At 62.4% G+C, this 5,855-nt stretch carries 11 protein-coding genes; all 11 read left to right on the forward strand.

Translation table 11 applies throughout. The features are described from left to right. Window positions 1–306: 50S ribosomal protein L14 (rplN, locus tag J0I79_RS02775; protein ID WP_292855203.1), on the forward strand; the 306-nt coding region annotated here is incomplete at its 5' end. A 12-nt stretch (window positions 307–318) separates the two neighbouring features. After that, complete coding sequence (rplX, locus tag J0I79_RS02780; protein WP_137934270.1) at window positions 319–633, forward strand: 50S ribosomal protein L24; 315 nt, start codon at window positions 319–321, stop codon at window positions 631–633. Beyond that, window positions 626–1,204 carry a 50S ribosomal protein L5 gene (gene rplE, locus J0I79_RS02785; protein WP_292855204.1) on the forward strand — a complete coding sequence of 193 codons (579 nt, stop codon included), beginning with the start codon at window positions 626–628 and terminating at the stop codon, window positions 1,202–1,204. The genes rplX and rplE overlap by 8 nt, the downstream gene beginning before the upstream one ends. A 27-nt stretch (window positions 1,205–1,231) precedes the next feature. Beyond that, on the forward strand, window positions 1,232–1,537 hold the full coding sequence (gene rpsN, locus J0I79_RS02790) for a 30S ribosomal protein S14 (protein ID WP_137934268.1): 306 nt from the start codon (window positions 1,232–1,234) through the stop codon (window positions 1,535–1,537). Between the two features lie 12 nt (window positions 1,538–1,549). After that, window positions 1,550–1,948 carry a 30S ribosomal protein S8 gene (gene rpsH / locus J0I79_RS02795; RefSeq protein WP_006205453.1) on the forward strand — a complete coding sequence of 133 codons (399 nt, stop codon included), beginning with the start codon at window positions 1,550–1,552 and terminating at the stop codon, window positions 1,946–1,948. Between the two features lie 88 nt (window positions 1,949–2,036). Further along, the gene (rplF, locus tag J0I79_RS02800; RefSeq protein ID WP_292855205.1) at window positions 2,037–2,570 is read left to right on the forward strand and encodes a 50S ribosomal protein L6; all 534 of its coding nucleotides are present in this window, start codon (window positions 2,037–2,039) and stop codon (window positions 2,568–2,570) included. Window positions 2,571–2,697: 127 nt separating this feature from the next. Next, window positions 2,698–3,057, forward strand: a complete 360-nt coding sequence (gene rplR, locus J0I79_RS02805) for a 50S ribosomal protein L18 (RefSeq protein ID WP_140730116.1) — start codon at window positions 2,698–2,700, stop codon at window positions 3,055–3,057. A 129-nt stretch (window positions 3,058–3,186) separates the two neighbouring features. Further along, window positions 3,187–3,756, forward strand: coding sequence for a 30S ribosomal protein S5 (rpsE, locus tag J0I79_RS02810; RefSeq protein ID WP_292855206.1), 570 nt, complete (start codon window positions 3,187–3,189; stop codon window positions 3,754–3,756). A gap of 24 nt (window positions 3,757–3,780) precedes the next feature. Beyond that, window positions 3,781–3,978: a 50S ribosomal protein L30 gene (gene rpmD, locus J0I79_RS02815; protein WP_006205449.1), complete on the forward strand. Its 198-nt coding sequence runs from the start codon at window positions 3,781–3,783 to the stop codon at window positions 3,976–3,978. A gap of 22 nt (window positions 3,979–4,000) precedes the next feature. Next, entirely contained in the window at window positions 4,001–4,474 is a 474-nt protein-coding gene (gene rplO / locus J0I79_RS02820; RefSeq protein WP_292855207.1) for a 50S ribosomal protein L15, read from the forward strand. A gap of 193 nt (window positions 4,475–4,667) precedes the next feature. Next, on the forward strand, window positions 4,668–5,855 hold a 1,188-nt coding region (secY, locus tag J0I79_RS02825), incomplete at its 3' end, for a preprotein translocase subunit SecY (RefSeq protein ID WP_292855208.1).

Below are 5,855 nucleotides of genomic sequence, written 5' to 3' on the forward strand. Positions count from 1 at the left end.
ATCAAGGTGCTGGGCGGCTCGAAGCGGAAATACGCTTCCGTCGGCGACATCATCGTGGTGTCGATCAAGGAAGCCATTCCGCGCGGCCGCGTTAAGAAGGGCGATGTGATGAAGGCGGTCGTGGTTCGCACGGCCAAGGACATCCGCCGCCCGGACGGCAGCGTGATCCGTTTCGACAAGAACGCGGCCGTTCTCGTCGACAATAAGAAAGAGCCGATCGGCACGCGTATCTTCGGACCGGTTCCGCGCGAACTCCGCGCCAAGAACCACATGAAGATCATCTCGCTCGCGCCTGAAGTGCTGTAAGGAGCCGGACCAATGCAAAAGATCAGAAAAGGCGACAAGGTTGTCGTGCTTGCCGGCAAGGACAAGGGCCGTACGGGCGAAGTCCTTTCGGTGCAGCCGAAGGATGACACCGCGCTGGTTCGCGGCGTCAACATGATCCGTCGCCACCAGAAGCAGACCCAGTCCCAAGAGGGCGGGATCATCACCAAGGAAGCGCCGATCAACCTGTCGAACATCGCGCTGGCCGACCCCAAGGATGGCAAGCCGACCCGCGTCGGTTTCATCTTCCAGAAGGACGGCAAGAAAGTGCGCGTCGCCAAGCGCTCGGGAGAAGTCATCAATGGCTAAGGCTGAAACCAAGCAGACGGCTGCCACCAACGTGCCGCGTCTGAAGAAGGTCTACAACGAGACCATCCGCAAGGCGCTGCAGGAGCAGTTCGGCTACGACAACGACATGCAGGTTCCGCGCCTCGACAAGATCGTGCTGAACATGGGCGTCGGTGAGGCCACGGGCGACTCCAAGAAGCCTTCGGTCGCCGCCGAGGACCTGGCGCTGATCGCCGGCCAGAAGGCTGTCGTGACCCGCGCCCGCAACTCGATCGCAGGCTTCAAGGTCCGCGAGAACATGCCGATCGGCGCCAAGGTCACGCTGCGCAAGGAACGCATGTACGAGTTCCTCGACCGCCTCGTGAACATCGCGCTGCCGCGCGTCCGCGACTTCCGCGGACTGAACCCCAAGAGCTTTGACGGCCGTGGCAACTACGCCATGGGCATCAAGGAGCACATCGTGTTCCCGGAGATCAACTACGACAAGGTTGATCAGATCTGGGGCATGGACGTCATCGTTTGTACGACTGCGAAGACGGACGACGAAGCCAGGGCATTGCTCAAGGCCTTCAACTTCCCCTTCCGCCAGTAACGGCAGCGAGAAAAGGAAAAATCTGAAATGGCAAAGACCAGCTCAGTCGAGAAGAACAACAGGCGCCGCAAGCTTGCCGACCAGTACGGTCCCAAGCGCGCTGCGCTGAAGGCGATCATCATGGATCAGTCCAAGCCGATGGAAGAGCGCTTCCGCGCTCAGCTCAAGCTTGCCGCGCTGCCGCGCAACTCGGCCAAGATCCGCATCCGCAACCGCTGCGAAGTCACGGGCCGTCCGCGCGCTTTCTATCGCAAGCTCAAAGTATCGCGTATCGCGCTGCGTGATCTCGGCAACAACGGCCAGATCCCCGGCCTGGTCAAGTCGAGCTGGTAAGGAGGACATAACATGTCATTGAGCGATCCTCTCGGCGATATGCTGACCCGCATCCGCAACGCCTATGGCCGCAAGAAGTCGAGTGTCTCGACGCCGGCCTCGCGTCTGCGCACCCGCGTCCTCGACGTGCTGAAGGCTGAAGGCTATATCCGCGACTACAGCCAGACCGATTTCGACAACGGCAAGTCCGAGATCGAAATCGAGCTGAAGTATTTCGACGGCGCCCCGGTCGTGCGCGAAATCGCCCGCGTTTCGAAGCCCGGCCGTCGCGTTTACGTCTCGGCCAAGTCGATCCCGCACGTCGCCAACGGCCTCGGCATCGCCATCCTTTCGACCCCGAAGGGCGTGATGGCCGACCACGAAGCGCGTGAGCAGAACGTCGGCGGTGAGATCCTCTGCCAGATCTTCTGATCTGGCAGCTGGCCGCAAATTGGAATCCGGTCTTCGGATCGTTCCGAAGACAGAGACCTGAAACAAGAGAAGTGACGAGGACAACCAAATGTCTCGTATTGGAAAGAAACCCGTTTCGCTGCCGCAGGGCGTGACCGCGACCGTCAACGGCCAGACCGTGACGGCGAAGGGCCCCAAGGGCGAGCTGAAGTTCGTGGTGAACGACGAAGTCCTGGTCAAGATGGAAGGCAGCGAGATCGCTGTCGAGCCGCGCGACCAGTCGAAGACCGCCCGCTCCAAGTGGGGCATGTCGCGCACGCAGATCGTCAACATCCTGCAGGGCGTGAAGGACGGTTTCGAAAAGAAGCTCGAAATCACCGGCGTCGGCTATCGCGCGGCACTTCAGGGCAAAAACCTGCAGTTGGCGCTTGGCTTCAGCCACGACGTCGTTTACGAGACGCCGGCCGGCATCACCATCACGGTGCCGAAGCCGACCGAAATCACCGTTGCTGGCATCGACAAGCAGCAGGTTGGCCAGGTGGCTGCCGAGATTCGCGAATATCGTGGTCCTGAGCCCTACAAGGGCAAGGGCGTCCGCTACGCTGGCGAGAAGATCGTCCGCAAGGAAGGCAAGAAGAAGTAATATGCCAGGCCGAAAAGTCGCGAACTTTTCGGCCAGGAAAGTTTAACGCCGCGGGGAGCGGCCGCGGGAGGCGCTTTCGCCTACCGCACATGGCAGCCCCCGTTTTCTGAAGGCAAGGAAGACTGTCATGGGTACCAAGGAAGCCACTCAGCGCCGCGCGCAGCGCGTCCGTCGCCAGATCAGGAAGGTCGCCGGCGAGCGCCCGCGTCTGTCGGTGCACCGCACCTCGAAGAACATCTATGTCCAGGTGATCGACGACGCCAAGGGCCACACCATCGCCGCCGCCTCGACGCTCGAGAAGGACCTCAAGGGTTCGCTCAAGACCGGCGCTGATACCGCCGCCGCCGCCGCGATCGGCAAGCTGATCGCCGAGCGTGCGACCAAGGCCGGCGTCAAGGAAGTTGTCTTCGACCGTGGCCCGTACATCTATCACGGCCGTGTCAAGGCGCTGGCCGAAGCTGCCCGCGAAGGCGGTCTGAGCTTCTAATGCATGATCCCGAAAAGTTGCAGACTTTTCGGATAAGATCATGCAAAGGAGAGAAATTCACCGCCGGCGACCCAAGGCGGCGCCGGCAACCAGCAACCCGTGCTTCCGGAAAAGAACAAGGAACAGGATATGGCACAGGAACGTAGAGAAGGCGGCCGCGGCCGCGAGCGTGAACGCGAAGAGCGTGACGACGGGATGGTGGACAAGCTGGTCCACATCAACCGCGTCGCCAAGGTCGTCAAGGGTGGTCGCCGCTTCCGCTTCGCCGCTCTCGTCGTCGTCGGCGACCAGAAGGGCCGCGTCGGCTTCGGTCACGGCAAGGCACGCGAAGTGCCGGAAGCCATCCGCAAGGCAACCGAGTCGGCCAAGCGCGACATGATCTTCGTGCCGCTGCGCTCGGGCCGCACGCTGCACCACGACGTCGAGGGACGTTGGGGCGCCGGTCGCGTGCTGCTGCGCGCTGCCAAGCAGGGTACCGGCATCATCGCCGGCGGCCCGATGCGCGCTGTCTTCGAGACGCTCGGCATGCATGACGTGGTCGCCAAGTCGATGGGTTCGTCGAACCCGTACAACATGGTTCGCGCCACCTTCGACGCGCTGAAGAGCCAGATGCATCCCAAGGATGTGGCAGCCGCGCGCGGCATCAAGTATTCGACTCTTCAGGCCCGCCGCGGCACCGCCGTTGCGGCTGAAGAATAGTCGATCTGACCAGGGATTTTGACCATGGCCAAGAAAGCAACCAAGACCATCACCGTTGAGCAGATCGGTTCGCCGATCCGCCGCCCGAAGGAGCAGCGCGCGACGCTGGTCGGCCTCGGCCTCAACAAGATGCACAAGCAGCGCACCCTGGAAGATACGCCTTCCGTGCGCGGCATGATCGCTGCCGTCCAGCATCTCGTCCGCGTCGTGGACGAGGGCTGAGCAGAAGCGCAGGAGAAGCAAGATGAAACTCAACGATCTGCGTGACAAGGACGGCGCGACGCACTCCAAGAAGCGTCTGGGCCGCGGCATCGGTTCCGGCTCGGGCAAGACCGCCGGTCGCGGCGTCAAGGGTCAGAAGGCGCGTTCCGGCGTCGCCATCAACGGCTTCGAGGGTGGCCAGATGCCGCTCTACCGCCGTCTGCCCAAGCGCGGCTTCAACAACCTGTTCGCCAAGAGCTTCACCGTCGTGTCGCTGGCCAAGATCCAGGCCGCGATCGACGCCAAGAAGCTCGACGCCAAGGCGACCGTGAATGCCGAGGCGCTGGTCGCCGCCGGCGTCATTCGCCGCGCCAAGGACGGCGTACGGGTGCTGTCCGATGGCGATCTGAAGGCGAAGCTCGCCTTCGACGTCGCCGGCGCCTCCAAGGCCGCGATCGAGAAGATCGAGAAGGCCGGCGGTTCGGTCAAGCTGCCGGAACAGGCCGCTGCCGAGTAACGGCAATTTGAAGCGCGACCCGCAAGAGCGGCATTCGTTTTTGCTCGTGATCGCGCTTTGATCTGCTCAATTAGGCGGCCGCGTCAACGCGGCCGCTTGCATGTTTACAGCCCGGAGCTTATCTCGTGAGCTTCGGTGAAACGCGCCGCCTGACCTCACGGGCCATCAAGCGTTACCAAGCGGAGAATCAGGCATGGCTTCGGCTGCTGAACAACTAGCCTCGAATCTGAATTTCTCGGCCTTCGCCAAGGCGGAGGACCTGAAGAAACGAATCTGGTTCACCATCGGCGCGCTGCTCGTCTATCGTCTTGGCACCTACATTCCGCTTCCCGGGATCAATCCCGACGCTTTCGCCCAGGCCTTCTCCTCGCAGAGCAAGGGCGTGTTGGGCATGTTCAACATGTTCGCCGGCGGCGCCGTGCAGCGCATGGCGATCTTCGCGCTCGGCATCATGCCCTACATCTCCGCCTCCATCATCATGCAGCTGATGACCTCGGTCATCCCGTCGCTGGAAGCGCTGAAGAAGGAAGGCGAGCAAGGCCGCAAGGTCATCAACCAGTACACGCGCTACGGCACGGTGCTTCTGGCGCTGGTGCAGGCTTACGGCATTTCGGTCGGCCTGGAGAACGGCAACGGCATCGTCAGCGATCCCGGCATGTTCTTCCGCATCTCGACCGTCGTCACGCTGGTTGGCGGCACCATGTTCCTGATGTGGCTGGGTGAGCAGATCACCGCGCGCGGCATCGGCAACGGCATTTCGCTCATCATCTTCTCCGGCATCGTCGCCGGCCTGCCGCATGCCATTTCCGGCACGCTGGAGCTCGGCCGCACCGGCGCTCTGTCGACCGGCCTGATCCTGGCGATCATCGTGCTGGCCATCGTCGTCATCGCGCTCATCGTCTTCTTCGAGCGCGCCCAGCGCCGCCTGCTGATCCAGTATCCGAAGCGCCAGGTCGGGAACCGCATGTTCCAGGGCGACACCTCGCATCTGCCGCTCAAGCTCAACACGTCGGGCGTCATCCCGCCGATCTTCGCGTCGTCGCTGCTTTTGCTGCCGGCCACCATCGCCGGCTTCTCGCAGACCACCAACATGCCCGCCTGGGCGAGCACCATCTTGGCCTCGCTCGGCCACGGCCAGCCGCTCTACATGGCATTCTATGCGGCGATGATCGTGTTCTTCGCCTTCTTCTACACTGCGATTGTCTTCAACCCGAAGGACACCGCCGACCAGCTCAAGAAGCACTCCGGCTTCATCCCCGGCTACCGCCCGGGCGAGCGCACCGCCGATTACATTGATTACGTTCTCACCCGCATCACCGTCATCGGCGCCATCTACCTGGTGCTGGTGTGCCTGCTGCCGGAGTTCCTGATCTCGGCGAGT

This window comes from Mesorhizobium sp. (assembly GCF_017306585.1).
Lineage (GTDB): Bacteria > Pseudomonadota > Alphaproteobacteria > Rhizobiales > Rhizobiaceae > Mesorhizobium.